Below are 25,160 nucleotides of genomic sequence, written 5' to 3'. Positions count from 1 at the left end.
GAGCGGACGCGATCGCTCAGTCGAGCAGTTGGTCACCGCGGACCATGCGCCGCGGATCGGCCAGGTGGTCCGGTAGGACCCGGCCGAACAGTTGGCGGGTGCGCTCCACGGTGCCGATCACGCCGGGGCGGTCGGTATAGGCGAAGATCGCCGAATGCCGTTGTGCGGCACCGGATACCGGTGAGACTCGATGTAGCGAGAACCGGCCTTGGAACAGTTGCAGGTCGCCGGGCCGGAGCTCCAGGCGGCGGATGTGGCGGTCTCCGGAACCGGTGAGCACGTCCCGGACGTCGTCGAGGTTCTCCGCGTGCGGGGAGCGGATCTTCGGGCAGTACTCGAAGACGCCGCCGGCCGCCGCGGGCTGGGTGAGCATGCTGACCGTGAACTCGTTGGTGTCGAAGTGCCAGGGGTGAGACATGCCGGGCGCCACCACGTTCAGGCACAGACCGGCCAGCGGGTCGGCGAATTCGTGCAGTTCGGTCAGGCCGAAGCAGTCGGCGACGAAGCGCTGGAACACCGTGCTGGTGTAGAGCTGATGGATCAGGGCGTCGGCGGGGATCAGGTCGCGGGCCACGAACGCGTTGCCGCGCTCGAGCACGATCCGCCCCGGATGATCGTGCGGCAGTTCGGCGTCCAGCGGAATGTTGTAGGCGTTGACCTGCTCCACCGCGTAGTGCGCCTGCGGCGCGAGCGCCGCGCCCTGGGCCCGCAGCGTCTCGATCAGCTCGGGCCGGATGAATCCGCGCAGCACCGTGCACCCCTGCTCGGCCAGCTCCGCGCGCGCCCGCTGCACCACCGCCGCCCGATCCGAACCCGCCGGATCGGCGAGCGGATAGCGCGCGGTGTCGACGAGTTCTACCAGGCCCCTCGTCACCGTCATGGCGCAATCTTGGCCGACCGGCGGCCGATACGCTCCGGATTAGCCATCCCGTGAGCACCATCACAGTTACCGTAGGAACCGGTTGTCTTGCCGGACAACAACTCTCGAGCGTCGACTGTGTGCTGCGACAAATCCGCCGAACGCGGCGCAGCTCGACGGTCAGGGGACCTGGGCGCGGATGGCGTGGAGGTCGGCGGGGGTGAGGCCGACGAGGGTGTCGCGGAAGACGCGGGACGGGGCCGGGGGGACGGCGATTTCGCAGGGGATGACCAGGACGGCGCAGCCGGCGGCTTCGGCGGCGCGGGCGCCGGTGGGGGAATCCTCGATGGCGACACAGTGTTTCGGGTCGACGCCGAGGAGTTCGGCGGCGCGGCGGTAGATGGCGGGGTCGGGCTTGCCGGCCAGGACCTCGTCACCGCAGACGGAGATGTCGAAGAACTCGCGGCCCAGGGTGTCGAGGCCGTATTCGGCCAGCGAACGCTGGGTGTTGGTGACCAGCGCCGAGGACAGGCCCGCGGCGCGGACCATGGCCAGGGCATCCTTCGCGCCCGGCCGCCACGGGATCGGGCCCGTCATCAGTTCGGCCACGCGCCGCTCCAGCCAGACCCGCGCCTCCTCGACCTCGGCCACCGTCGGCTCCAGCCCGAGACCGGTGAAGATGATGCGCATCGCGTCCGGACCGGCCGAGCCGATCAGCGCGTGCCGGATCTCGTCGGTCATCTCGTGCCCGAGTTCGCGCGCCAGCTCGCGCACCCCGATGTCCCAGAGCTTCTCCGAGTCGAGCAGCGTGCCATCCATATCCCAGAGCACGGCGGCCAGCGCTGTCACGATCGGTGTCTCTCCTGCGGTCCACGCCCGGCGGGCGCCGGATCGTTGTCCAGGGTAACGGTCAGGCGCTGGAGGCCGTGATCAGGAGCCGGCCGCCTTCCGAGGACACCCGGAACCAGCGATTCTCGGTGCTGGTCTGCCCGTTGGTCTTGACGTAGGAGATCGACGCGGTCGCGCCGTCACCGCTCGGGTTCACGCTGTTGACCCGCACCGAGCGGATCGAGCGCCAGAAGGAGGTGTAGGCCCCGAGCCCGCCGGTCTGCGCCTGGTAGGACGGGGACAGCTGGCTCCACGCGCCGTCGATGTTGCCCGGCAGCATCCCGTAGTAGCCCTGGATGAACTGGGCGATCTGCTCGGGGGTGGGCGGGCCGGCCGTCGTGGTGGGCGGTGGCGTGGTGGTGCTCGGCGGCGGGGTGGTCGTCGAGGAACTCGGGGGTGCGGTGGTGGTCGTGGAAGCGGGCGGTTGCACGGGTGCCACGCCCTGCGCCGAGGCCGAGGGCGCGGCCGGTTCGCCGGTGGTGCTCTGCTGGGCGGTCGGCGGCGTGTCCTCGCCGCCGTTGCGCGTCCACAGCAGCACCGCAGCCAGCAGCACGGCGACCGCCGCCACGGCCACCAAGGCCAGCATCTGCTTGCTGGGCCCGCTCTCCCCCGGCCCGCCGCGCAGCGTGTCGTCGCGCCGGGCCGGTGGCGGGGGCGGCGGCGCGGCGACCGGCGTGGCCGGAATGAACTCGGTGGGCCCGGATTCCGGCTTCCCGGGCGCGGCCAGCACGGTCGTCGCGTCCCCGCCGGGCGCGGGCATCACCTTGGTGCTCACCGGCGCCGCGGCCAGGGCCGGAACCCGGCCCGCCGCAACGGCTTCCAGCGCCTCGCGGGCCTCCCGCATGGTCGGGCGCGCATCGATGACGGGCGCGAGCAGGCGCATCAGCACCGGAGCCAGCTCACCGGCCTGCTTCGGCGCCGGGATCTCCCCGCGCGCCACCGAGTGCAGCACGGCCAGCGGATTGTCGCCCTCACCGAACGGCGGGCTGCCCTCGACGGCCGCGTACAGCGTCGAACCGAGGGCGAAGACATCGGAGGAGGGCTCCGGGTTCTCCCCGCGCGCCACCTCGGGGGCCAGGTAGGCGGGGGTGCCCGCGAGGAAACCGGTCGCGGTGACGGTGACGTCGCCGACCGCGCGGGAGATGCCGAAGTCGGTGATCTTCACCGTGCCGTCGTCGGCGACCAGCAGGTTGGCGGGCTTGACGTCGCGGTGCATGATGCCCGCCTCGTGCGCGGCGGACAGCGCGGCCGCCGCCTGCGCGCCGATGCGCGCCACTTCGCCGGGCGGGAGAGTCTGATGCCCGGACAGTTTCGCCGCCAGGCTGGGCGCGTTCATGTATTCCATGACCAGCCACGGCTGGCCGTCTTCCTCGGCCACGTCGAACACCGTGATGGCGTTGGGATGGTGCAGGCGGGCCGCGATCCGGCCCTCCCGCATGGCTCTGAGCTTGGCCTCGAGCGCGGCCGAGCGCGACAGCCCGGGGCCCAGGATCAGCTGTTTGACCGCGACCGTCCGGCGTAGTCGGACATCGGTGGCACGCCACACCACACCCATGGCGCCGGTGCCGATCGGATCCGTGAGCCGATACCGTCCAGCAATCAACCGGTCCGCCGTCATTGGGTTGTGCCCCTCCTGCTTTCAGCCGAGCTCAGGGCAGTGGCGTTCGCATCCGCCGACTGCCCCGGATGCAGTTGCAACAGCATCGACAATGGCATACCCACCCGACAGACATCCACCAACTCGCCGGATAATTCCTGCCGGTGGGCCCGAACTCGTACCTGCCGGTACCGGATAACCGTTCCGCGACATGCGATTACGCGGACGGCGACCGGGCGGGAACCGGTGAGAACCGTCACAACGTCCCCACCGGTCGGATTACTCAAGCGTTGAAGTACTTCGCCTCCGGGTGCAGCAGCACGAACGCGTCGGTGGACTGTTCGGGGTGCAGCTGCAGCTCTTCGGAGAGCACGACACCGATCCGGTTGGCCTCCAGCAGGTCCACCATTTTGGCGCGATCCTCCAGGTCCGGGCAGGCGCCGTAGCCGAAGGAGTACCGCGCGCCGCGGTAACCGAGCTTGAAGTACTCCTGCACGTCGGCGGGATCGGACTCCGCGACCGCGTGCCCTTCCACCGTCAGTTCCTCGCGCACGCGCCGGTGCCAGTACTCCGCGAGCGCCTCGGTGAGCTGCACGCCGATGCCGTGCACCTCGAGGTAATCGCGGTAGTTGTCGCCGGCGAAGAGTTCGTTGGCGAAATCGGCGATCGGCTGGCCCATGGTGACCAGCTGGAACGGCAGCACATCGACCTGCCCGGTCTCGCGGGCCTTCGCGCGCGAGCGGATGAAGTCGGCGATGCACAGGAACCGGTCGCGCTGCTGGCGCGGGAACCGGAACCGGTAGCGTTCCGGCGCGTCGGGGCTGGGCTCGGTGAGCACGATGACCTCGTCGCCTTCGGACACCGCCGGGAAATACCCGTAGACCACCGCGGCGTGCTGGAGCACGTTCTCGGTGGCGAGCCGGTCCAGCCAGTAACGCAGCCGGGGGCGGCCCTCGGTCTCGACCAGTTCTTCGTAGCTGGGGCCCTCCCCGCCGCGCTGGCCACGCAGACCCCACTGCCCCAGGAACAGCGCCCGCTCGTCGAGCAGCCCCGAGTATTCCTGCAGCGCAAGCCCCTTCACGACGCGGGTGCCCCAGAACGGCGGCATCGGCACGGGCAGGTCGGCGGCCACGTCCGAGCGCTCGGGCACCACGATCGGCACCTCTTTGGCCTTGCGCTCCTCGGCGATCCGCTTGGACCGCTCGTGGCGGGCCTTGCGCTCGGCGATCTTCTCCCGGGCCGCGACGGCTTCGGGGCTGTCCGGATCGAGCCCGCCACCCCGCTTGACGGTCATGATCTCGTCCATCAGCCGCAGGCCCTCGAACGCGTCGCGGGCGTAGTGCACATCGCCCTGGTAGACCTCGGTCAAATCGTGTTCGACGTAAGCCCTGGTCAGCGCCGCGCCGCCGAGCAGCACCGGGTACTGCTCGGCCACGCCCTTGGCGTTGAGCTCCTGCAGGTTCTCCTTCATGATCACCGTGGACTTCACCAGCAGCCCGGACATGCCGATGACGTCGGCTTTCTTGTCCACCGCGGCGTCGAGGATCGTCGCGATCGGCTGCTTGATGCCCAGGTTCACGACCTCGTAGCCGTTGTTGGACAAGATGATGTCGACCAGGTTCTTGCCGATGTCGTGCACGTCGCCCTTGACCGTGGCCAGCACGATGCGGCCCTTGCCGCTGTCGTCGGTGGCCTCCATGTGCGGTTCCAGGTAGGCCACCGCGGTTTTCATCACCTCGGCGGACTGCAGCACGAACGGCAGCTGCATCTGACCCGAACCGAACAGCTCACCGACGGTCTTCATGCCCGAGAGCAGGGTTTCGTTGATGATCCGCAGCGGCGGCACCTCGGCCATGGCCGCGTCCAGGTCGGCTTCCATACCGGCCTTCTCACCATCGACGATGCGGCGTTCCAGGCGTTCGAACAGCGGCAGCGCCGCCAGTTCCTCCGCGCGTGAGGCCTTGGACGAGGACGCCGAGACGCCTTCGAACAGCGCCATGAGTTTCTGCAGCGGGTCGTAGTCCTCGCCGCGGCGGTCATAGACCAGATCCAGCGCGGTCTGGCGCTGTTCCTCGGGGATCCGCGCCATCGGCAGGATCTTGGAGGCGTGCACGATCGCCGAATCCAGCCCGGCTTCCACGCACTCGTTCATGAACACCGAGTTCAGCACCTGGCGTGCGGCCGGATTCAAGCCGAAGGAGATGTTCGACAGCCCCAGGGTGGTCTGGACTTCCGGATGCCTCTGCTTGAGCAACCGGATGGCCTCGATGGTTTCGATGCCGTCTTTGCGGGACTCCTCCTGCCCGGTACCCAGGGTGAAGGTGAGCGTGTCGATGATGATGTCGGATTCGAGCAGGCCCCAGTTGCCGGTGATGTCGGCGATCAGCCGTTCGGCGATCTCGACCTTCTTCTCGGCGGTGCGGGCCTGGCCTTCCTCGTCGATGGTCAGCGCGACGACCGCGGCGCCGTGTTCGGCGACCAGGGCCATGGTCTGCTGGAAGCGGGATTCGGGGCCGTCGCCGTCCTCGTAGTTCACCGAGTTCACCGCGCAGCGTCCGCCCAGGTGCTCCAAACCGGCTTGCAGGACCGGGGTTTCGGTGGAGTCGAGCATGATCGGCAGGGTGGAGGCGGTGGCCAGGCGCGCGGCCAGGGCTTCCATATCCTTGACCCCGTCGCGCCCGACGTAGTCGACGCACAGGTCGAGCATGTGGGCGCCGTCGCGGGTCTGGTCCTTGGCGATATCGAGGCACTTCTGCCAGTCCTCGGCCAGCATGGCCTCGCGGAAGGCTTTGGAGCCGTTGGCGTTGGTGCGTTCGCCGATCATCAGGATCGAGGCGTCCTGCTCGAACGGGACCGCGGTGTACATCGAGGACACGCTCGGCTCGTGCTCGGGCCGGCGGCGCTCGCCGATCACCGGCAGCGACTGCTCCACCTCGCGCACCGCCGCGGTGACCTGGCGGATGTGCTCGGGGGTGGTGCCGCAGCAGCCGCCGACCAGGGCCAGCCCGTACTCGGAGACGAACCCGCGCAGCGCGATCGCCAATTCCTCGGGCGTCAAGGGGTATTCGGCGCCATTGGCGCCCAGCACCGGCAGGCCCGCGTTCGGCATCACCGACACCGGCAGCTGCGCGTGCTTGGACAGATGGCGCAGGTGCTCGCTCATCTCGTCGGGGCCGGTGGCGCAGTTCAGGCCGATCATGTCGATGCCCAGCGGCTCGAGCGCGGCCAGCGCCGCGCCGATCTCGGAACCGACCAGCATGGTGCCGGTGGTCTCCACGGTGACGTGGGTGATGATCGGGATGCGGCGCCCAGCCTGGGCCATGGCGCGGTGGCTGCCGGTGATCGCGGCCTTGACCTGGAGCAGGTCCTGGCAGGTCTCCACCAGGATCGCGTCGGCGCCGCCGTCGAGCATGCCGAGCGCGGCCTCGACGTAGGCGTCGCGCAGCACGGTGTAGGGGGCGTGGCCCAGGGTCGGCAGCTTGGTGCCCGGCCCCATCGAGCCCAGCACGTAGCGGGGGGTGCCGTCGGCGGAGGGGCCCATCTCGTCGGCGACCTCGCGGGCCAGGCGGGTGCCGCGTTCGGACAGATCGCGGATGCGGTCGGCGATGTCGTAATCGGCCAGGTTGGGCAGGTTGCAGCCGAAGGTGTTGGTCTCGACCGCGTCCGCGCCCGCCTCGTAGTAGGCGCGGTGGATGTGGCGCAGCACGTCGGGGCGGGTCTCGTTGAGGATTTCGTTGCAGCCCTCGAGGCCGCGGAAATCGTCGAGGCTCAGATCCGCGGCCTGCAGCATGGTGCCCATCGCACCGTCGCCGATGACGACACGGCGGGACAGCGTGTCGAGAAGCGTGGTATCGAACGCGGCGGATCGGGGCGCAGACATGCGTACAAGCCTAAAGGTCGGGGCCGACAGGCCGACGAGCCGCACCGGTGCAGGTGAGGGGTACGTGGGCCAGACCACACGGCGGCCCGGGACCCGGCCGTGTCCTTCCGCTATGAGACAGCGCCTGTCGTGCCCACACCGTAGGGTGAACGGGTGAACCCCAGTGAAACTCCCGAGTCGGAACTGCCGACGCTGCGGGATCCCGTGCTGGTCGCCGCCTTCGAGGGCTGGAACGACGCGGGTGACGCGGCCAGTGGCGCGGTCGAGCATTTGGAACTGATCTGGGACGCCGAACCGCTAGCCGAACTCGATTCCGAGGACTACTACGACTACCAGGTGAACCGCCCGACGGTGCGCCAGGTCGACGGCGTGACCAGGGAAATCCAGTGGCCGTCCACCAGCCTGTCGGTGTGCTCGCCGCCGGGCAGCGAGCGTGATGTGGTGCTGCTGCGCGGGATCGAGCCCAACATGCGCTGGCGCAGCTTTTGCGGCGAACTGCTCGCGATGATCGAGCAGCTGGGTGTGCAGACGGTGGTCATCCTCGGCGCGTTACTCGCCGACACCCCGCATACCCGGCCGGTTCCGGTCACCGGGTCCGCCTACAGCAAGGAAGCCGCCGAGCGCTTCAACCTGGAGCAGACCCGTTACGAAGGACCGACCGGTATCACCGGGGTCCTGCAGGATCAGTGCGTGCGCGCCGGCGTGCCCGCCGTGTCGTTCTGGGCGGCGGTGCCGCACTACGTGTCGCAGCCGCCGAATCCGAAAGCCACCATCGCCCTGCTGCATCGCGTCGAGGATGTGCTCGACATCGAGGTCCCGCTCGGCGAACTGCCCACGCAGGCCGAAGACTGGGAGACGGCCGTCAACGAGATGACCGTCGGCGACGAGGAGATCAGCGAGTACGTGCGCTCGCTGGAAGAGCGCGGCGACGCGGCGGTCGACATGAACGAGGCCATCTCCAAGATCGATGGTGACGCCATCGCCGCCGAATTCGAGAAGTACCTGCGCCGCCGGGGCCCCGGGAGTTTCGGGCTCTGACCACGCTGTCACCACGCGGGCGCGACCTCCGGTCGCGCCCGTTTCGTCTGCCGCTCAGTCGGTTTCGCCCGATTCGCCCGGCGTCGCCGGCGCCTCGAGCTGCAACTCCTCGACGGTCCACACCCGGGCCGCCGCGTCCTGGGCCAGTTTCGCGATCAAGATATCGCGCGGGATCGTCTGGCCGGCAAAGTGATCGAGCGACGGAACCACCACGTGATGCGCGTCCGCGCGCTTGAGTTCCTGCGTGAGCTCGGCGAACGCCGTGCCGTCACCCGAGGTCGATTCATGGAAGGTCGCGGCGAAACAGAGGCCCTCGGCCTGCGCGAGCATGCTCATCGCATCCTCGAGCTCGGCGCCATGGCCGTCGGCGAGATCGTCACGCAAGTATCCATAGATCAACGCTTCCACCCGAACCTCCGTTGGATTGGGTCGCTACTGCATTGGTTTCGGATCTCCCCCGAGGGGTACTGCGGGGTGGGGCAGTGGGTCGGCAAACCCTAACCGCTCCGCCTTCCAGGATCTAAGACGCCATGTTGCAAATGCAGGTGTCAACCCGATGACATCTCTATGCCCTATTCGGTCCGCTGAGCGTTAACTGGTGCGATACTTGGACGGTGGCCGCTGGAGACGATCGACCCGTCTGGGCTGTCCGGATGCGCTCCGAGCGCGACGCCAGGGGGTGGTCCCAGGCCGATGCCGTCCGAGTGATGCGCGCCAAGTCCTCGCACAACCTGCCGACAGACAGTACGTTGCTGCGCAATTGGCGGCGCTGGGAGTCCGGCGAGTCACGCCCCGACGATTTCTACGCCCCCATCATCGCCGCCGCCTTCGACACCGTGACCGCGGCGTTCTTCCCCAAATCCCGCCCCAACCGGGACGACGAACTGCTCTCGGCGACGGGCATGGACACGCTGGAATTCATTGGCCGCCTGCGCATGTCCGACGTGTCGGCGGCCACCCTGGACGCGATCCGGATCACCGCCGAGCGGCTGTGCTGCGAATACCCCTACGCCGACCCGCATTCCCTGCACAGCGAGGGAACCGCCTGGTTGCGCCGCATCACCTCGCTGCTCGACGGGCGCCTCACCCTGGCCCAGCACCGCGAGATCCTGGTGCTGGCCGGTTGGGTCGCGCTGCTGGTGGGGTGCGTCGACTACGACCTCGGGCGGCGCACCTCGGCCGAAGCGACCCGCCGCGCGGCCTGCTCGCTGGGCCACGAGTCCGACCACGCCGAAATCATCGGCTGGGGCGCGGAAATGGCCGCCTGGTTCGCCCTGACCCAAGGTAACTACCGGGGTGCCATCGAGGCTGCCGACGGTGCGCTGGAGGCGTCCAGGTCCCTGGGCGTCGGTGTCCAGCTGGCCGCGCAGCGCGCCAAGGCGTGGGCCCGGATCGGGGACCGCGCGGAGGTCGAGCGCGCCCTCGACACCGGGCGAGCGATTCTCGAGCGACTCGAACCGCCCATCAATCTGGACAATCATTTCGTCGTCGATCCGCAGAAGTTCGATTTCTACGCGATGGACTGCTGCCGCGTCGCCGGGGAGGACAGGCTCGCGGAAGCCTATGCGCACGAGGTCATCCGGAACTCCACCCGCGCCGACGGCACCATCCGCAACCCGATGCGCGTCTCCGAGGCCCACCTCACCCTCGCCGTCGTCGCCGTGCGTGCCCGGGATCTCGAACTCGCCGTCGACGAGGGCATGCGCGCCTTCTCCGGCAAACGCCGCTCGCTGCCCTCCCTGATGTGGATCGCCGGCGAAGCCGCCCGCGAGATCATCGAACACTTCCCCGGCGACCCGCGCACCCGCATCTACCTCGACCAACTGCGCGCCCTGTCCACGGAGTAGCCCGGCGCGGAATCGCCACGCCCGGAACCCGAACCGGGTCGTGCGGAACTATGACTTCGCTCACCGTGCCGGTCGAGGCGACCTCGCGGTCCGGTCCGGCGAACACGCCGCAAACCGGACACGCGGGGTTGTTCGGGCAGGGGGCGACCCGCCCGCTACTACCCTGTTCCCGGTGACCGACTCCGCTGCCGTGCCTGCGCCGACCGAAACGCAGAGTGCCGACTTCGAGCTGAACGAAGAGCGGCTGCGCCTGTTCTCGTTCGCGACCGCGGAGAAACGCGCCGACTATCTGTGGGTGCTGCGCGCCTTCGACAGCGCGCGGGCCGCGTACGTGGTGCTGCTGCACGCCGATGACGTGGCGGACTGGATCCGGCGCCACAGCGCCGGGGCCGCGGAATTGAGCGGGGCCGAGATCGGGCCGCTGCTGGATCAGCTGCATCAGTGGGGCGTGCTGGAGCGGTCCTACGACGGGACGCGAGCGGCGACGCTGGCCGAGTACCGCAACCGGCACTACGTGTATCAGTTCTCGCAGGCCGGTTTTCAGGCCTACCGCGCGGTCGCCGGGGTGCTGGCGGCGCGGCTGGACGAGGCGGCGCTCTCGCGCCTGGTGCTGCCGGAACTGCTCGCGGACCTGAACGCGCTGGCCGAGGCGAATCGCGCGGCGAACGCGGAGGTGGTCTATCGCACGCTGCGCCGCCTGGACGCGGCCCTCACCGATATGGCCGCGCGCGCCGCGCATTTCTATCTCTCGCTCGGCGACATGGTGCGCACCACCGAGATCACGCCCGAGGCGTTCCTGGTGCACAAGGACGCCCTGCTGGCCCACATGCGCGATTTCAGCATGGATTTGGCGCGCTTCGCGCCGCGACTGGCGAACGCGATCGCCGACATCGAGGAGACCGGCGTCGACGAACTGATCGAGCGGGCCGCCGGCTGTGACGAACGGGTGCTGCTGAGTCCGCAGGAGCGGGAAGCGGATTGGCGGGCGCGCTGGCAGGGGCTGCGCACCTGGTTCGTGCCCGCGGAAGCGGGCGATTCGACCGAGGCGGACCGGTTGCGCGAGGCGACCATGAGCGCCATCGCCGCCGTGCTGTCGCTGCTGCGCCGCGTCACCGAGACCCGGCGCGGCGGTGTCAGCCGCGAATCCGCGCTGCGCCACCTGGCGGGCTGGTTCACCGCCGCGCCCAGCACCGACAGCGCGCACGCGCTGTTCGACACCGTCTTCGGGCTGGGCCGGCCCCGGCACCTGTCGATGGAGCATCCCGACGCCGACCTGATCCCGCCGGGGCGATCCTGGTGGGAGGCACCGCCGTTGGAGATCTCGCGCACGCTGGCCGAGACCGGCCGGCCGCCGCAGGCCGGCGCGCCCGCGCGCATCCAGCGCAACGACGCGAGCATCCGCCGCCTGCGCGAAGCGCAGCTGGACGCGCAGCGGGCCCGCGCCGAAGCCGCGAAATCCCTGGCGTCGGCCGATATCTACGAGCGCGAACTGGACGAGGGTGAAACCGAGGTGCTGCTGCGGCTGCTCGACGCCGCCTCCACCGCCTGGGTGCCCGTCAGCGGCCGCGTCGACGGCACCACCGGGTCGAACGACGGTGTCACGCTGACGGTGTCCACCCATCCGGGTTCCACGGTCATCCGCACCGCGCGCGGCCTGCTGCATCTCAACGGCCGCAAGCTCGACGTGCGCGCCACCCGGGTCAAGGGGGGTCGCGGATGACGCGGCAGCACACCCGCCCGAGCCGACTCCGTGGAGGCAGCGCATGATTCACGCCCGCCGCATCGATTCCCTCGCCCTGGACAACTACCAGCGCGCGGCCCGCGTCATGCTCGCCAACCACCTGGTAACGCGCACCTACCCGGATCGCATCGCGCTGCCGCTGATCCGCCGCTGGGCGACCGAACTGCGCGAGGATCTGGCCGAATTGTTCGGGTACCGCCTGGAGGTCACCGAGACCACCGCCCGGCTGTTCCCCGTCCTCGATCAGCTGGACGCGGGCAAGCCCGCCCGCACGGTGAACGACCGGCTCTTCGATCGCCGCCGCTACGCGTACCTGTCGCTGGCGCTGGCCGCGCTGGGCCGCGCGGGCGATCAGATCACGCTCTCGGAGCTGGCCGATCAGGTCGCCGCCTACACGGGGCGCATCGAGGGCCTGGATCTCGCGCCCGACCGCGCCGCGGACCGCGACGCGTTCGTCGACGCCGTCGGCTGGCTGGCCCACCGCGGCGCGCTGACGCTCGCGGACGGCGACGCGGGCGGCTGGGCCTCGGATCCCTCGGTGGGCGAAGCGCTCTACGACATCGACCGGCCGGTGGTGTTCGCCCTCTTCCGGCCGCCGCGCGCGCTGCAACACCTGCAGAGCGTGCGCGGCCTGCTCGGCGAGGAAGCGCAGCCGACCGGTCAGTCGGCGGCGGCGGAGGCGGCGCGGCGGGTCCGGCGCGGCCTGGTCGAGCGTCCTGTCGTCTACGCCGAGGATCTCGCGCCCGACGACCGCGCGGTGCTGGCCCAGGAGCGCATCGTCGCCGAGGTGGAGCTGTTCACCGGTCTGCGGGCCGAGCGCCGCGCGGAAGGCGTGGCGCTGATCGATGTCTCGGGCCGGCTCTCCGATCTGCGCTTCCCCGGCACCGGCACGCTGGCGCAGGTGGCGCTGCTGCTGGTCGGTGAGATCGCCGACCTGGTGCTCGACATCGACAACCCGCTCCCCCGCCGCACCGCGCTCGATGACCCGATGCTGAGCCTGATCGCCCAGCTCGACGACGCGATCCCGGAATCCACGGTGTTCGCGGCGCTGGCCGACCCGTTCGCCGAGGTCTTCGCCGACGACGCCGAACCGGACCAGCCCGAGCAGGCCCCGGAGCCCGCGACCTACCCGTTCCTCGACTACGGCTGGGTGGCCGAGACCGTCCAGCAGCTCACCGACCGCTACGGCGTCACCTTCGCCGCCCAGTGGCAGGCCGACGTGCCCGGCCTCACCGCCGAGGTGGTGGCCCTGCTGGAACGGCTGCGCCTGGTCCAGGTCGCGCCCGGTCCCGAAGGGCTGCTGATCCTGCCCGCGCTGGCCCGCTATCGCGGCGCGGTCGTCACCGTGCGCACCAAGCGCACTGGGGAATTGTTTGTCACCGCCGCGGAAACCGGCGCAACGGAAGGGGTTTGACCATGTCGGTAATTCATGGCGGAGTGCGCTTCATCCCGACCCGCGCCGGGATCGTCAACCTGTGGGACTACCGGGACCAGGAGTTCTGCTTCGCCGACGGCCGGCTGGTGCTGCGCGGCCCCAACGGCTCCGGCAAGACCAAGGCGCTCGAGGTGCTGTTCCCGTTCGTGCTCGACGGGCGGATCGAACCGCGCCGGCTCAATCCGTTCGCCGGTGAAGAGCGCACGATGAAGTCGAATCTGCTGTACCGCAAACAGGAATCCGCCTACTCCTACATCTGGATGGAGTTCGCGCGCGGCAGCTGGGACGACCCCGAGGTGGTCACCATCGGCATCGGCATGCGCGCCACCCGGTCCACCGACAAGGTGACGCGCTGGTACTTCGTCGCCGACGGCCGGGTGGGTGTGGACTTCTCGCTGATCGGGCCGGACGACCGCCCGTTCACCCGCAAACAGCTGGCCGAGCAGATCGGCACCGACTGCATCGTGGACCGCCCGGTGGAGTACCGCACCGCGATCGACGCGCGCATGTTCGGCCTCGGCACCCAGCGCTACGACCAGCTGATCAACCTGATCCTGACGCTGCGCCGGCCGCAGCTGGCCAAGAACCTGGATCCGCGCGGACTTTCCCAGGCCCTCACCGACGGCCTGCGCCCGCTCGACGAGCAGCTGATCCTGGACGCGGCCCGCTCCTTCAGCGATATGGAGGAGGTCGGGCGCAACCTCGAGGGCCTGGTGCACGCCGACACCGCCACCCGCGCGTTCGTCGGGGTCTATCGCAAATACCTTGCGGTGCAGGCGAAGACGGATGTCGACCAGGTGCGCACCCGGCTGGACGCGGTGACCCACGCCAGCACGGCACTGTTCGCCGCCACCGCGCTGCGCGAGCGCCGCGACACCGAGCGCACCGCCGCCGAGGCCCGCGCCGAGGACGCCGATCGCGCCTACGAGCAGGCCCTCACCGACCGCGAGACGCTGCAGCGCTCCAGCGCCTACGAGGGCAAGCAGCAACTCGACGACCTCGCCGACGCGGTGCGGCGGCTGGAGACCTCCTCGAGCGTGCACCGGGACAAGGCGCTCAAGTCCCGCCAGACCCTCGACCAGCGGGTGCAGGAAGCCGAGCGCGCCAGTGCCGGCGTCCGCAACGCCGCGGCGGCGCTGTCCCGCGGCGAGGACGAATTACGTGCCGCCGCCGAGGAAGCGGGCATCGACTGGGTCGCACCCGCCGAGGACGCGCGCGGGGACAATCTCACCGCCGTCGTCCGGGCTCGCGCCGAAGCCCGTGACGCCGACGTGCGCGCGGTGCGCCGGGCGCTGGGCCTGATGGACGCCGCGGCCGCGGAGCGGACGCGCGCGCAACGCCAGTCCGAGCGCGCCGTGTCGGCGCGGGAATCGGCGGCCGCCGAGATCGCCGCCGCCGAGGCGGCGGTCGCGCTCGCGCGCACCGAAGCCGCCGCGGCGCTGCGCGCCTGGTGGGACCGGCACCGAGAGGTCTACTCCCCCATCGAGAAAGGGCTGTTCGACGCGCTGGACACCGCGCTGTCCGGCGCCGGATCCGACGAGGCCGCGGGGCTGGCGGAGGTGCTCGCCGAACGCGCCGAACCGCTGCTCGACGAGATTCGCAACCGCAGGCAGGAGGCCAAGGCCCGGGCCGCCGCCGCGGCGCAGCGCGCCGCCGAGCTGAGCGCGGAGCGCGATCGCGTCGCCGCCCAGCGCGACGACGCCCCGGCCCCGTCCGCGACCCGCACCGACCCGCGCGACGGGCTTCCGGGCGGCCCGCTGTGGCAGCTGGTCCGCTTCGCCGACGACGTCACGCCCGAGACGGCGGGCGGCATCGAAGCGGCTTTGCACGCCACCGGTCTGCTCGACGCGTGGGTCTGCCCGGAAGCCGACCGGCCCACCGGCTACGCCTCCGACCAGTTCCTGCTGCCGCTGCCCGCCGCCGACCGGCCCACCGGCCGCACCCTCGCCGAAGTGCTCGTGGTGGAGGAGGATTCCGAGCAGCTGACGGTGCCGCGCGAGACGGTCGCGGCCGTGCTTGCCTCGATCGCCCTGCACGAGGGCGCGGACGCGGGGGCCGGCCCGGTCGCGGTCAGCACTCGCGGCGGGTTCCGCCAGGGTGTGCAGATCGGGCGCCATCGCAAGGCCGACGCCGAGTTCATCGGGTCCACCGCGCGTGCCCGCCGCCGCGAGCTGCGGCTCGCCGAACTCGCGGCCGCACTGGAGCACACGGCCGCCGAACAGGAGCGGGCGCGAGCCGAGGAGGCCGAGGCCGCCGCGGAGCTGGCCCGGATCGCCGCGGCCGCCAAGGCGCTGCCGCGTCCGGCCGCCGTCACGGCGGCGCTGCGCACGGTCGCCGAGGCCGGCGGCCTGATGCGGTCCCGCTCCGAGGCCGCCACCCTGGCCGAGGGCGATCTCGACAAGGCCGTCGCCGAGGTCGCCGCCGTGGATAAGAAATTGCGCGCCATCGCCGCCGAGCACGGCACCCCGCGCGACCCGCGCGACATCGACGCCCTGGCCGCGGCCATCCGGCATTTCGAGAACACCGGCACCGGTCTGCTGCGCCTGCGCACCGACCACGAGCGGGAACGCGAACGCGAACGCGAGGGCGCGGACCGCCTCGCCGAGGCCCAGGACCTGGCCGAGGCGTTCGCCGAGGAGGCCGAGGCCGCCCAGGCCGGATACGAGGAGCAGCTGCGCAAGCTGGAGACCCTGCGCGAAGCGCTGGGGGCGGGCGCGGCCGACATCGATCGTGATCTGGAAAAGGCCCGGGAGCGGATCGAGGCCGCCCGGGCCGAGCAGAAGGCCGCCCGCAAGGCGGCCAACGCCGCGATCGAGGCGATCGGCGACGCCGAGGCCGCCTACCGCACCGCGCACGAATCTCTCGGCACCGCGCTGACCGAGGTGCTGGCCGACGTCAAAGCGCTGGCCCCGTACGCACAGCCGGATCTGCTGCGCCTGCTGGGCGCGCCGGTGGAGAGCCGCTGGCCCAGCAGCGACGCCGCCTGGTCCACGCCCGAGCAGCTGCTCTACCGGATCACACAGGCGGGTCCGGAGACCGAGCCGCAGGTGCTGCCGGACGAGGTCGCCGAGCTGTTCGAGAACCTCACCGCCGCAACCGGTTCGGTGCGGGCCGGGGAGGCCGCGCGCAAGTCCACCCGCAGTGCGGTGACCGCGGCGCTGCAGGAGTTCGACGCCGCGCTGGCCGGGTCCGGGCGCGACTACCGCCTGCAGTGGGACGCCGCCGACGGGCTCACCGTGGTGCAGGTCGCCGACGAGCACGGCATGTCCGCGCTCGCCGACTTCGCCGGGCGCATCGATCAGGCCCGGCACGATCAGGAACTGCTGCTGACCGACGCCGAACGCCGCATCCTGGAGGACGCGCTGCTGACCGGCCTGGCCCAGCAGATCCACGAACGCACCTCCGACGCCCGGGATCTCATCGCCCGCATGGGCTCGGAGATGAAGCAGCGGCGCATGTCCTCCGGCAACACCATCGGCGTGCACTGGGTGCTGGCCGACGCGCTCTCCGACGCCGCGCGGGCGATGTGCAAGCTGCTCGACCGCGACGCCTCGGCACTCTCCCCCGAGGATCTCGCCGCCATCCGCTCGCATTTCGCGTCCGAGATCCGCGCCGCGCGGGCCGCGCACCCGGAACGCTCCTACCCGGAGATCCTGGCCGCCACCCTGGACTACCGCACCTGGCGGGTGTTCTCGTTCACGCTGATCTCCGGCGACGGCACCGAGGACAAGCTCACCGTGGCCCGGCACAGCGCGCTCTCCGGCGGCGAGCAGTCGGTCTCGCTGCACCTGCCGCTGTTCGCCGCCGCGCACGTCATGCTGGACTCGGCCGACCCGCAGGCGCCCCGCCTGCTCGCCCTGGACGAGGCGTTCGCCGGCGTCGACGACAACGGGCGCAGCGAATTGCTCGGCCTGAGCGTGCAATTCGACCTGGACCTGTTCATGACCGGCTACGACCTCTGGATCACCTACCCGCACGTGCCCGGTTGCGCCCACTACGACCTGGCGCACTCCACCGCGGAGAACACCGTCAGCGCGACCCTGCTGGTCTGGGACAGCGGTGACCTGCTCGCCGAACACGACGGCACCGATCTCACCGCCGCGCTCGGCTCCCCCGGCCGCCGCCGCGTCCCGAATTCCATCGAGGGCGGGCTGACTTTGGACGATATGCCCGGCGCACCGGCTGGCGTCAGCTGACTTCTGCCGCGTGCCCGGAGGACAGCGCGCCTGCGGGCGTCCGGGCTACCTGCCCGGACCGAACTGCCACACCCGCACCGGACTGGCGCTGCCGGTCCACGGCGGTGTGAGCACCTGCGGCGGCACCGGGGCGTGCCGCTGCTCGCTGGCGTCGGCGCGCAGCGCGGGGCACGCGCCGCCGGGGGCGGTGGCCAGCTCGAAATGCCACCATTCGTTGGCGAATATCCGGCAGAGCCCCCAGCGGTTGCCGTTGTTCTCCAGCCACTGCGCGCCCGGCTGCGGGCCGACATCGATGGCCTGGCCGGAGACGTGAGTCGACTCCTCGGGCGGCAGCACCCAGCGGCGCGCTTCCTCCGGGCTGCCGTAGGTGGCGATCCCGTCCTCCCACATCGCCTGCTGCTCGCCGTAGGAGCGGTGGCCGGAGTTGATGTAGAGCGTCACCCCCTCGGCCCGCGCGGCCTCCTCGGCCTGGGTGTAGGCGGCGGCCAGGGCGGGCGTCAGCCCTTCGGTCCCGGCGGCGGCCGCGGCCGCGGTGCGCTGCTCGGCCTGGGCGGCGGGTGCGGCGAGCACGACCAGCGCGGGTAGCGCCACCACGGACAACGCTAGCTTTGCGATCATGACGGCGATCCTATCCGCCGCGCCCCGCTCTCCCCGGCAACCCGGCAGACACGACAAAACGCCCGGACCCGCACAGGCGGGTCCGGGCGTTCGACGGGTCCGGCGCTACGAGGTGATCGGACGGGTGAACGTCCAGCACCCGTACGCGGTGGCCAATCCGAAGATCACCATGATCGTCGGCGGCACCTGCACGAGCAGCGCCAACAGTAGACAGATTCCGGCAAGACCCGTCACCAGCACTTCCAGCATCCGGACAATCCGGGCCGCTTGTTCGATGGGCATGATCCTCCTTCGTCCGCGGACGTGAACGTCCCGCATTCCTGGCGATGCCCAATCTCCCTGCGCCGAAACAGAACACGCGGTCTCCAACGCGGGAGCGGCACTCTATGCAGAGGAAAGATCGTTGTCCACATGTTGTTCCAGTGTTGTGGATCACTTTCATCCACAGCCCGCTATGTCTGGATTGCGGACAGGGCGCCGCCCCCGGGGCCGGGTCGGGCGGGAAAACACATGCGCCCCAAGTGGTTCAAAGGTGAGGAATGGGGCAGCACGGACCGGGTGGTCGGCTCCGGGGGCGGCGCGGATTCACAGGTGGCGGGCCAGGTGGGTGGCGTGGCGGTGGCGGCCGATGCGGGCGCTGATCTCGCTGCCGTGATCGCGCGTGTAGGCCACGGCCGTGCGGATCCGGTGGACCGGCAGCGCGGACTGCACCGCGAGCGCCTGGATGCGCTGCTCGATCGGGCCGTCGAGTTCGAGCAGGCGGGCGACCACCTCCCAGACGTCGGGGCCACCCGCCAGGACGGCGCGGCGGTCGTCCGCCGGGCCGCGGAAGACTATGCCGGGGTGTTCCATCTGGTCGACCCCCTCGCGGATCAACCGGTCGAGCAGTGCGGTCGAACTCGTGCCTTCGCGCACGGCACGCGAAACCAGCCGCCGGCTGGCTGAATCCGAGATTCTGAACGACGTACTCATTGCCCTCCTCGACATCCGGGGATACCGCGATCTACGCCTCAAGCCTGCGCGCAGATCCGGCAAACGCACCCCGGTGATCGAAGGACACTTCCGTGTCCGGTCGAGCAGGGAATTAGGTCAAAAGTCTTTTCAGACACGCTCTTTCGACCGAGTACGCACGCGCAGCGCGATAGGCTTCTGCGTTTCGGCGAAGAAATCGTTGCCCTTGTCGTCCACGACGATGAACGCCGGGAAATCCTCGACCTCGATCTTCCAGACCGCTTCCATGCCGAGCTCGGGATATTCGAGCACCTCGACGGATTTGATGCAGTCCAACGCCAGGCGCGCGGCGGGGCCGCCGATGGAACCGAGATAGAAACCGCCGTGCTCGTGGCACGCCTTGGTGACCTGCGCCGAACGATTGCCCTTGGCCAGCATTACGTGCGAACCGCCGGCGGCCTGGAACTGGTCGACGTAGGAGTCCATGCGCCCGGCGGTGGTCGGCCCGAACGACCCGGAGGCGTATCCCTCGGGCGTCTTGGCGGGGCCCGCGTAGTAGACCGCCATGTCGCGCAGGTACTGCGGCATCGGCTCGCCCGCGTCGAGCCGCTCCTTGATCTTGGCGTGCGCGATATCGCGCGCCACCACCAGCGGACCGGTGAGCGAAAGCCGGGTCTTGACCGGGTATTTCGAGAGTTCGGCGCGGATCTCGTCCATCGGCCGGTTCAGGTCGATCCGCACGACGTCACCGCCCAGGATGGCGTCGGTCTGCTCGGGCAGGTACTGCGCGGGCTCGCGCTCGAGCTGCTCCAGGAACACGCCCTCGGCGGTGATCTTGGCCAGCGCCTGCCGGTCGGCCGAGCAGGACACCGCGATCGCGACCGGGCAACTGGCGCCGTGCCGGGGCAGGCGCACCACGCGCACGTCGTGGCAGAAGTACTTGCCACCGAACTGCGCGCCGATGCCGAATTCCTGGGTGAGCTTGAAGACTTCCGCTTCCAGCTCCACATCGCGGAACGCGTGCGCGGCCATCGACCCCTCGGTGGGCAGATTGTCCAAATAGTGCGCGGACGCGTATTTCGCCGTCTTCAAGGCGAATTCGGCGGACGTGCCGCCGATCACCACGGCCAGGTGATAGGGCGGGCAGGCCGCCGTGCCGAGCGAGCGGATCTTCTCGTCCAGGAATTCCAGCATGCGCTGCGGATTCAGCACCGCCTTGGTTTCCTGATACAGAAACGACTTGTTGGCCGAACCGCCGCCCTTGGCCATGAACAGGAATTTGTAGGACGGCGCCGCGGTATCGCCCGGCGTGGAATACAACTCGATCTGCGCCGGCAGATTGGTGCCGGTGTTCTTCTCGTCCCACATGGTGATCGGAGCCAGCTGGGAGTAGCGCAGATTCAGCTTGGTGTAGGCGTCGAACACGCCGCGGCTGATCCATTCCGCGTCGTCGGCGCCGGTGAGCACGCCCTCGGACTTCTTGCCCATCACGATCGCGGTGCCGGTGTCCTGGCACATCGGCAGGATGCCGCCCGCGGAGATGTTGACGTTCTTGAGCAGGTCCAGCGCGACGAACCGATCGTTGCCGGAGGACTCCGGGTCGTCGATGATCTTGCGCAGCTGGGCCAGGTGCGCGGGCCGCAGGTAGTGGCTGATGTCGTGCATCGCGGCCTCGGTGAGCAGGCGCAGCGCCTCGGGCTCCACCTTCAGGAACGTGCGACCGTCGACCTCGACCGTGCTGACCCCCTCGGTGGTGATGAGCCGGTAGGGGGTGTCGTCGGCGCCGATGGGCAGCAGATCTGAATAGCGGAATTCCGGCGCGGTCACGGATCGCTCTCCTTCGCATGGGGCTGGGTGCTGGCCCACTGGTCACAAGCACAGCGAGCCTAGCCACCGAACGGGGACGCACCGGGGTTAGGCAAACCTAAGAGCCTGGTGGCGGGCACAAAAGGTTGCACGTTCAACCCAGTGGTGCTACCTCTCATTTCTGACGTTGTCGCAGGCGAAGGCCACCGCGCGGTCCTTCGATCGGCATGTCGGAAGCTGGGAGGCTGCCATGACGGAACCGGTGTGGCTCGACGAGGTCGAGATGCGGGCCTGGGTCGGGTTCGTCCGTACCCGCGACCTCATCGCCGCCGCCGTCGGGCGCGACTCCGCCCGCGAGTCGAACCTCACCTACGTCGAGTACTCGGTCCTGGCCAGTCTGTCGAAATCGCCGGATCACCGGCTCACCTTCGCCGACCTGGCCGAACGGCTGGAGTGGTCGCAGAGCCGGCTCTCGCATCAGATCACCCGGATGGAGAAGCGCGGGCTGGTGCTGCGCGAACCGATCCCCGACGACGCGCGCCGCACCGCCGCCCGGCTCACCCCGCACGGCGCCGACCTGCTCGGCAGCGCCGCGCCCGCGCACGCGCGCAGCGTGCGCCGCCACATGATCAGCGCCTTGGATCGCGATCAGCTGACGGCGCTCGCCGACATCTACGACACCCTGCTCGCCCACCACCGGCGGACGCCGGAGGACAACTAGCCCGCGGCCACCTGCTCCGGCACGATCGCCGGGCGCGCGACGCCGAGCGCCCGCTCGAAGCCCGCGGGCACCACCAGATCGCTCCGATCCAGTTCCGCCACACTCGTTTTGCGCAGGCCGAGCAGCGCCGAATCGACGCCGCCGCGCAGGATGTCGAGCACGTTCTCCACGCCCGCCTGCCCGTTGGCGGCCAGGCCCCACAGGTAGGCGCGCCCGATCATCACCGCGCGGGCGCCCAGCGCGACCGCCTTCACCACGTCCGAACCGCGGCGGATGCCGCCGTCCATCACCACGTCGATCTGACCGCCGACCGCGTCGGCGATGACGGGCAGCGCCCGCACCGCGGCGGGGGTGCCGTCGAGGTTGTTGCCGCCGTGATTGGACACCGAGATCGCGGCCACGCCCGCGTCCACGGCGCGGTGTGCGTCGTCGACCCGCATGATGCCCTTGAGCATGACCGGGCCGTCCCACTGCTCGACGATCCAGCGCACGTCGTCCCAGTCCGGCGCGGGAGTGCCCATCCACTCGCCGTAGGCGCCGAAGAAGCCGGGGGCCGGCTTGCCGCCCACCGCCATGTTCGGGGCGGTCAGGTCGGGGATGTGGCCCGAGCGCAGATAGGTGGCCAGCCAGCGCGGCTTGGCCAGGGTCTGCGGCGCGAACTGCAGCATCGCGCGCAGATCGAGCTTCTCGGGAATGACCGGGCTGCCCCAGTCGCGCCCGTGCGAGAAGGACCAGTCCAGGGTGAGGATCAGCCCGACCGCGCCGGCGGCCTCGGCCCGGCCCATCCGCTCGAGCATCTCGTCCTTGCTGCCGCACCAGTACAGCTGGAAGAAGGTGGCGGGATTGGCCGCGATCACCTCGTCGACCGGCTTGCTGGCGAACGAGCTCAGCCCCATCGCGATGCCCCGGGCGGCGGCGGCGCGGGCGACCGCGACCTCACCGTCGGGGTGCACGGCCTGCACGCCGGTCGGCGAGATCAGCACCGGCATGGACAGCTGCTGCCCCATCACGCTGGTGGACTGATCGCGCTCCCCGATCGGGCCCGCGCAGTGCGGCGCGAACCCCAATTCGGTGAAGGCCTGCTGGTTTTCGTCGATGGTCTGACCGCGTTCGGAGCCGGCGATGAGCGCGCCGTAGACCGATTTCGGCAGCCGCTTCTTCGCGCGGCGCTGCGCCTCGGCGACGGTTTCGAACCAGGGATTCATTGTCCGGACCTCTCCACCGGCCACCAGGACCGGCTGTACTTTTCCAGGTGCCTTGCGAGTTCGTCGAGGAGGCGACGGCCGTCGGCGGCGGTGGCCGGTCCCGGGTCGCCGAGGACGCCGTTAGGGCTGACCGCCCGCACCCCGCCGGCGGCCAGCAGCGGGTAGAGCTGCGAGATCGGGCGCTGGTCACCGGGTTCCGCGCGCTCGGCGCGCACCCGCGCCGGGTGCAGCGCGAGTTGCATGCCGGTTTCGGAGCAGCCCGCGTGCAGGTCGCCGTGGTAGCGCGGCGACCACAGCCGCACGTCCCGGGATTCGGCGCGCAGCAGCCGCACCGCCCGTTGCAGCGGTTCGGCGTTGCCGCCGTGCCCGTTGACCAGCAGGATGCGCGCGAAGGTGTCGGTGGCCGAACGGCACAGCTCCACGATCAGCAGTTCCAGGGCGGCCTGCCCGATGGACAGCGTGCCGGGGAACCCCGCGTGCTCACCGCTGGAGCCGTACGCAACGACCGGCGCGGCGATCACATCGGGCCGGCGCTCGGCCAGGCGGCGGCACATCTCCACCGCGATGTCGGTGTCGGTGGACAGCGGCAGGTGCGGGCCGTGCTGCTCGGTGGAGCCCACGGGAATCAGCAGAATCACGCCGTCAGCCGCTCTGACGCCCGCCTCGGGCCAGGTCAGATCTGAAACGTGTTCCACCACGGTGCGAGATTAACGTCACACGCTGACAAAATCAATATGTCAGGAACTGCCATAATGACTTTCGTGACAGTGCAGGGCAGTCGGGGCCGACCTCGCGGCACGACCAAACGCGAACTCGAACTGATCGCCATGCGACTGTTCAGCGCCCACGGCTTCGACAACACCACCGTCGAGGACATCGCCGCCGCCGCGGGCATCAGCGGGCGCACCTTCTTCCGGTACTTCCCCACCAAGGCCGAGGTGCTGTGGGCCCAGTTCGACGACGAGATCACCGCGCTGGAAGCCGCTTTCGCGACCATCGGCGACGAAGTGCCGATGATGACGGCGGTGCGGCGCGTGGTCGTCGACGCCAACACCTACCGCGCCGAGGACATCCCCGAGCTGCGCACCCGCATGCACCTGATCGCCGCCGTGCCCGCCCTGGCCGCCACCGCCGGCGCGCACTACGACGCCTGGGAGCGCGCGGTCAGCGGGTTCGCCGCCCGCCGCCTCGGCGCCGCCGAGGACGATCTGATCCCGCTCGCGGTCGGCCGGACCACCCTGGCCGCGGCCCGCGCCGCCTTCGACGCCTGGCTGGCGAAAGCGGACGCCGACCTCACGGTTTACCTCGATCGGGCGCTTTTCGCGCTGGAGCACGGCTTCTCCCGGCTACCCTCAGGTTTCGGCGACGGCACGGCTGGGGTATGACTAGGCTCGGTATCGGCTCGCAGGCCGACCGTAGGATCGAACCGACTCACACGTCGAAAGGGGCTGGAATTTCCATGTCCGAGGTGTCCATGAGCCTTTCGGCGGACTCGTTGCCCGCGGGGCAGGTCGAAGACAACCTGCTGCCCGAACTGGTCGAGCATCTGCGCCAGAACCGCACCGCGCTGCGTGAGGAATGGGCCCGGCGCATCACCGACACACAGCTGCTGACCGCGATGACCCCGGAGGAGATCTTCTCCGAGGCCACCTCGATGTACGACAACTACGTCGAGGTGCTCGTCACCGGTAGCGTCGACGCCCTGCAGGCCTACGCCCGCGACCTGTCGGAGCGCATCATTCCCCGAGGCGTCGAGACGGACGAGGTCATCGGCATCGTGCTGCTGCTGCGCGACGTGCTGGCCCGCTCGCTGTTCGAGAAATACCAGACCAACTTCGAGCTGCTGAACCAGGTGCTCGACGCCTACGAGCCGGCCGCCAACCGCATCGCGAGCACCGTGGCCATCTCGTTCGTGCAGGAGCGCGAGCGCGTCATCCGCCAGCAGCAGGAAGCCATCCGCGAGCTGTCCACCCCGGTGCTCCAGGTGCGCGAACAGCTGCTGATCCTGCCGATCATCGGCGTGCTGGACAGCCAGCGCGCCCGCCAGCTCACCGAGCAGCTGCTGCGCGCGATCCGCTCCAACCGCGCCAAGGTGGTCGTCATCGACATCACCGGTGTGCCGCAGATCGACTCTACGGTGGCCAACCACCTGGTGCAGACCGTCGACGCGTCGGGCCTGATGGGCGCCAACGTCATCATCACCGGCCTGTCCTCGGAGATCGCGCTCACCCTGGTGACCATCGGCCTGGATCTGTCGAAGATGAACGCCGTCGGCGACCTCCAGGGTGGCATCGAGGAGGCCGAGCGCCTGCTGGGCTACGAGGTCACCCGCGTCACCGATCGACTCCTGACCGAACGCGACGGACGGTAATCGGGCC

At 70.1% G+C, this 25,160-nt stretch carries 19 protein-coding genes; 8 read left to right on the top strand and 11 right to left on the bottom strand.

The window, feature by feature from the left end:
• Window positions 1–16 precede the first annotated feature (16 nt).
• The 4 genes from AB0I43_RS24095 to metH form a co-directional block, all read right to left on the bottom strand.
• Window positions 17–880, bottom strand: a complete 864-nt coding sequence (locus AB0I43_RS24095) for an arpA protein (protein WP_356974514.1) — start codon at window positions 878–880, stop codon at window positions 17–19.
• Between the two features lie 159 nt (window positions 881–1,039).
• A complete protein-coding gene (locus AB0I43_RS24090) occupies window positions 1,040–1,711 on the bottom strand; it encodes an HAD family phosphatase (protein ID WP_356974574.1) in 672 nt (223 codons plus the stop codon).
• A gap of 58 nt (window positions 1,712–1,769) precedes the next feature.
• Window positions 1,770–3,365, bottom strand: a complete 1,596-nt coding sequence (locus AB0I43_RS24085; protein ID WP_357432641.1) for a serine/threonine-protein kinase — start codon at window positions 3,363–3,365, stop codon at window positions 1,770–1,772.
• Window positions 3,366–3,627: 262 nt separating this feature from the next.
• On the bottom strand, window positions 3,628–7,224 hold the full coding sequence (gene metH, locus AB0I43_RS24080) for a methionine synthase (protein WP_356974516.1): 3,597 nt from the start codon (window positions 7,222–7,224) through the stop codon (window positions 3,628–3,630).
• A 153-nt stretch (window positions 7,225–7,377) separates the two neighbouring features.
• On the opposite strand from metH, the gene AB0I43_RS24075 reads away from it, so the two are divergent.
• Window positions 7,378–8,262: a PAC2 family protein gene (locus AB0I43_RS24075; RefSeq protein WP_356974517.1), complete on the top strand. Its 885-nt coding sequence runs from the start codon at window positions 7,378–7,380 to the stop codon at window positions 8,260–8,262.
• Window positions 8,263–8,316: 54 nt separating this feature from the next.
• Here the strand turns inward: AB0I43_RS24075 and AB0I43_RS24070 are convergent, their stop codons facing one another.
• Complete coding sequence (locus tag AB0I43_RS24070) at window positions 8,317–8,670, bottom strand: hypothetical protein (protein ID WP_356974518.1); 354 nt, start codon at window positions 8,668–8,670, stop codon at window positions 8,317–8,319.
• A 206-nt stretch (window positions 8,671–8,876) separates the two neighbouring features.
• On the opposite strand from AB0I43_RS24070, the gene AB0I43_RS24065 reads away from it, so the two are divergent.
• The 4 genes from AB0I43_RS24065 to AB0I43_RS24050 all read left to right on the top strand — a co-directional run bounded on the left by AB0I43_RS24065 (window position 8,877) and on the right by AB0I43_RS24050 (window position 17,481).
• Entirely contained in the window at window positions 8,877–10,109 is a 1,233-nt protein-coding gene (locus AB0I43_RS24065; RefSeq protein WP_356974519.1) for an XRE family transcriptional regulator, read from the top strand.
• Between the two features lie 190 nt (window positions 10,110–10,299).
• Window positions 10,300–11,829 (top strand): TIGR02677 family protein, encoded by a 1,530-nt coding sequence (locus AB0I43_RS24060; protein ID WP_356974575.1) that lies wholly within the window; start codon window positions 10,300–10,302, stop codon window positions 11,827–11,829.
• Between the two features lie 46 nt (window positions 11,830–11,875).
• Window positions 11,876–13,264, top strand: a complete 1,389-nt coding sequence (locus AB0I43_RS24055; RefSeq protein ID WP_356974576.1) for a TIGR02678 family protein — start codon at window positions 11,876–11,878, stop codon at window positions 13,262–13,264.
• A gap of 2 nt (window positions 13,265–13,266) precedes the next feature.
• Window positions 13,267–17,481, top strand: a complete 4,215-nt coding sequence (locus tag AB0I43_RS24050; protein ID WP_356974520.1) for a TIGR02680 family protein — start codon at window positions 13,267–13,269, stop codon at window positions 17,479–17,481.
• 45 nt (window positions 17,482–17,526) lie between these two features.
• Here AB0I43_RS24050 and AB0I43_RS24045 read toward each other — a convergent pair whose 3' ends face one another.
• The 4 genes from AB0I43_RS24045 to AB0I43_RS24030 all read right to left on the bottom strand — a co-directional run bounded on the left by AB0I43_RS24045 (window position 17,527) and on the right by AB0I43_RS24030 (window position 20,877).
• Entirely contained in the window at window positions 17,527–18,099 is a 573-nt protein-coding gene (locus AB0I43_RS24045; RefSeq protein WP_356974521.1) for a M15 family metallopeptidase, read from the bottom strand.
• 105 nt (window positions 18,100–18,204) lie between these two features.
• The gene (locus AB0I43_RS24040) at window positions 18,205–18,381 is read right to left on the bottom strand and encodes a hypothetical protein (RefSeq protein WP_356974522.1); all 177 of its coding nucleotides are present in this window, start codon (window positions 18,379–18,381) and stop codon (window positions 18,205–18,207) included.
• Between the two features lie 303 nt (window positions 18,382–18,684).
• Window positions 18,685–19,071 carry a hypothetical protein gene (locus AB0I43_RS24035; protein ID WP_356974523.1) on the bottom strand — a complete coding sequence of 129 codons (387 nt, stop codon included), beginning with the start codon at window positions 19,069–19,071 and terminating at the stop codon, window positions 18,685–18,687.
• 129 nt (window positions 19,072–19,200) lie between these two features.
• Window positions 19,201–20,877 carry a fumarate hydratase gene (locus tag AB0I43_RS24030; RefSeq protein WP_356974524.1) on the bottom strand — a complete coding sequence of 559 codons (1,677 nt, stop codon included), beginning with the start codon at window positions 20,875–20,877 and terminating at the stop codon, window positions 19,201–19,203.
• Window positions 20,878–21,106: 229 nt separating this feature from the next.
• Here AB0I43_RS24030 and AB0I43_RS24025 point away from each other — a divergent pair, with 229 nt between their 5' ends.
• On the top strand, window positions 21,107–21,577 hold the full coding sequence (locus tag AB0I43_RS24025) for a MarR family transcriptional regulator (protein WP_356974525.1): 471 nt from the start codon (window positions 21,107–21,109) through the stop codon (window positions 21,575–21,577).
• On the opposite strand, the gene mftD is transcribed toward AB0I43_RS24025, so the two are convergent.
• The gene (mftD, locus tag AB0I43_RS24020; RefSeq protein ID WP_356974526.1) at window positions 21,574–22,782 is read right to left on the bottom strand and encodes a pre-mycofactocin synthase MftD; all 1,209 of its coding nucleotides are present in this window, start codon (window positions 22,780–22,782) and stop codon (window positions 21,574–21,576) included. The genes AB0I43_RS24025 and mftD overlap by 4 nt on opposite strands.
• Entirely contained in the window at window positions 22,779–23,480 is a 702-nt protein-coding gene (gene mftE / locus AB0I43_RS24015) for a mycofactocin biosynthesis peptidyl-dipeptidase MftE (RefSeq protein ID WP_356974527.1), read from the bottom strand. The genes mftD and mftE overlap by 4 nt, the downstream gene beginning before the upstream one ends.
• Before the next feature lie 54 nt (window positions 23,481–23,534).
• Here mftE and mftR point away from each other — a divergent pair, with 54 nt between their 5' ends.
• Entirely contained in the window at window positions 23,535–24,167 is a 633-nt protein-coding gene (mftR, locus tag AB0I43_RS24010) for a mycofactocin system transcriptional regulator (RefSeq protein WP_356974528.1), read from the top strand.
• Between the two features lie 89 nt (window positions 24,168–24,256).
• A complete protein-coding gene (locus tag AB0I43_RS24005) occupies window positions 24,257–25,153 on the top strand; it encodes an STAS domain-containing protein (RefSeq protein ID WP_356974577.1) in 897 nt (298 codons plus the stop codon).
• The last annotated feature ends 7 nt before the right edge of the window (window positions 25,154–25,160 follow it).

The sequence above is a fragment of the Nocardia sp. NPDC050435 genome (genome assembly GCF_040655395.1).
Taxonomy (GTDB): Bacteria; Actinomycetota; Actinomycetes; order Mycobacteriales; family Mycobacteriaceae; genus Nocardia.
The sequence above is the reverse complement of the archived record's forward strand: the minus strand, read 5'-3'. Positions and strand labels throughout refer to the sequence as shown.